Origin of the sequence: Protofrankia sp. CiT1 (genome assembly GCF_917627335.1) — a bacterium.
Taxonomy (GTDB): domain Bacteria; phylum Actinomycetota; class Actinomycetes; order Frankiales; family Frankiaceae; genus Protofrankia.
Genome location: NZ_CAKJTP010000252.1, coordinates 1 through 2,528, shown reverse-complemented (window position 1 = coordinate 2,528; position 2,528 = coordinate 1). Strand labels below are relative to the sequence as shown.

Below are 2,528 nucleotides of genomic sequence, written 5' to 3'. Positions count from 1 at the left end.
CGACTCCCTGTCACACACGGCCGTCATGGACCGGGTGCGGCTGCGGGTCAAGGACAAGCGTGTGCTGGCGCTGGTCAAGGCGTTCCTCAAGGCCGGGATCCTCACCGAGCCCGGCGCGGTGCAGGGGACGATGACCGGCACGCCACAGGGCGGCATCCTGTCCCCGTTGATCTTTAACGTGGCGATGTCCGTGCTCGACGAGCATGTGATGGAGCCGTGGAAGCCCGGCGGGCCGATGTCGACCAGCGGGAAACGCGCGTACCGCCGCTCCAAGGGGGCACCGACGTGGCGGATCGTCCGCTATGCGGACGATTTTGTCGTGCTGGTGCATGGTTCGCGCGAGGACACCGAAGCGCTGCGCGAGGACGTCGCCGCCGTGCTCGCCCCGCTGGGACTGCGCCTGTCGCCGTTCAAGACGCGGGTCGTGCACATGGGTGACGGGTTCGAGTTCCTCGGTTTCCGCATCCGGTGGAAACGCAAGAGGGGCACGAACAAGTGGTACGTCTACACCTTCGTCGCGCCCAGCTCCGTCCGGGCGCTGAAGGCGAAGATCCGTGCCCTGACGCACAGGACATCGCAGTGGGAGCTCAGATCCGTGCTGGTCAAGCTCCGGCAGCTCATGCGCGGATGGGCCTACTACTTCCGCCACGCGGTGGCGAAGTGGACCTTCAGCAAACTGGACACCTTCACCTGGTGGAGACTCGTCCACATGCTCCGGGCCCGCCACCGCTGGAACTGGGGACAGCTACGCCGCCACCTCAAGACCGCTTCCGGGCGGTGGGTGATCGCGGCTGGTGGGGTCGAGTACTTCCGGCTCCAAGGAGTGACGGTCTCCCGGTACTCCTACCGGGGCGCCAAGATCCCGTCCCCGTGGCCTTCCCCCAACCACGCCTGACGGCAGAAACCGTGGAGAGCCCGTTGCCGAGTGATCGGCACGGCGGGTTCGGCGAGCGGCTCGGGGAAACGGGCCGGGAGCAATCCCGGCACCGCGCCCCGGGCCGACTCAACGGCCTGGGCCGGGCGCCACCCGCGCGCGGCGTCAGCCCGGCGCGGGCGACGAGCAGGCGGAACCGGTTGCCGATGTTCCAGGTCAACAGCCTGGTGCCGGCGGTCGAGACCAGCAGCGCCGGGCAGACCGGCCGGGGGTGGATCGTGTCGCGGGTGTGCCGGTAGGCGTCCAGCGCCGCGACCGTGGTCGGGTGCAACGGAAGCTGGCGGGACCGGCCGTTCTTGCTCGCGCGCACGGTCAGCAGCCCCAACTCCGGATCGAAGTCGGTGTCGTCGAGCCGCGCGGCCTCCCCGATGCGCATGCCGGTGACCGCGAGCAGGCCGATCAGCGTCCGGTAGGTCGCGACCGCCATCGGGTAGCGCAGCGTGCCCGCCGCCGTCATCAACGCCGCGACCTCGGCGTCGGAATAGAGGTAGGGCACCGCGCGACGACCGTGGCCGGTGACCAGGCCCGCGGGCGGGACCGGCACCGACGGGTCGAGGGTGTGCAGGTAGCCGGCGAAGCCCCGCACGGCGCGCATCCGCATCGCCTGCCAGCCCCTGCTCCCGCCCGGAGCGGTTGCCCAGGCGACCGCGTCGTCGACGGTGAACCCGCCGGTGGGGCGCTGGTCGAGGAAGTGAACCGCCCCGGGTTCGGTGGGGACTCGACCGTTTGAGAGGATCGAGTCGTGCCTGCTCCCAGGAAGTACCCCGTCGAGCTCCGTGAACGTTCCGTTCGTCTTGTGTTGCAGATCCGTCGTGAGCAGCCGGCGGATGCGCACAGGGCGATCTCGACGGTGGCGAAGCGGCTGGATGTTCATCCCGCGACACTTCGGCTGTGGGTGAACCAGGCGGAGGTCGACCAAGGCGTGCGTCCAGGTACCACCACGCCGGACGCGGAGCGTATCGCCGAGTTGGAACGGGAGAACCGTGAGCTGCGCCGCGCGAACGACATCCTGAAGGCGGCGTCGGCTTTTTTCGCGCGGGAGCTCGACCCGCGACTTCCCAGGTAGTCGGCTTCATCGATCAGCATAAGGAAGACCTCGGCGGAGTCGAGCCGATCTGCGACGTGCTGCAGGTTGCTCCGTCGACCTATTACGCGGCGAAAGAACGTCCACCGTCGGCACGGTCGGTGCGTGACGCGCAACTCCTCGTGGATATTGAACGGGTGTGGAAGGAGAACTACGAGGTGTACGGCGCGCGGAAGGTGTGGCGGCAGTTGAACCGCGAGGGGATCACGGTGGCCCGCTGCACCGTCGAGCGGCTCATGCGCGCCGCGGGACTCACTGGTGCGCTACGCGGCGGGGCCAGGCCCCGCACGACCCGTGCCGATCCGGCCGCGTCCCGCCCGGCTGACCTGGTCGACCGGCAGTTCACCGCGGACCGGCCGAACGCCCTGTGGGTCGCCGACTTCACCTATGTTCCGACGTGGGACGGGATGGTCTATGTGGCGTTCGTGACCGACGTGTACTCCCGAAAGATCGTCGGCTGGCGGCTCGACACCACCATGCGCACCGACCTTCCTCTCGACGCCCTGGAGA

The 2,528-nt window shown here is 68.9% G+C and carries 1 protein-coding gene, 2 pseudogenes and 1 other annotated feature; of the genes and pseudogenes, 2 read left to right on the top strand and 1 reads right to left on the bottom strand.

Annotated features, from left to right (window positions below):
- On the top strand, positions 1 to 895 hold an 895-nt coding region (locus tag MJ785_RS20960; RefSeq protein WP_370653019.1), incomplete at its 5' end, for a reverse transcriptase domain-containing protein.
- 151 nt (positions 896 to 1,046) lie between these two features.
- Here the strand turns inward: MJ785_RS20960 and MJ785_RS22445 are convergent.
- Positions 1,047 to 1,529, bottom strand: a pseudogene (locus MJ785_RS22445) (tyrosine-type recombinase/integrase); the annotation flags it as partial.
- Positions 1,530 to 1,676: 147 nt separating this feature from the next.
- On the opposite strand from MJ785_RS22445, the pseudogene MJ785_RS20950 reads away from it, so the two are divergent.
- Positions 1,677 to 2,528 (top strand): annotated as a pseudogene (locus MJ785_RS20950) (IS3 family transposase); the annotation flags it as partial.
- Positions 1,958 to 2,074: a sequence feature (AL1L pseudoknot), on the top strand. Its footprint overlaps the pseudogene before it by 117 nt.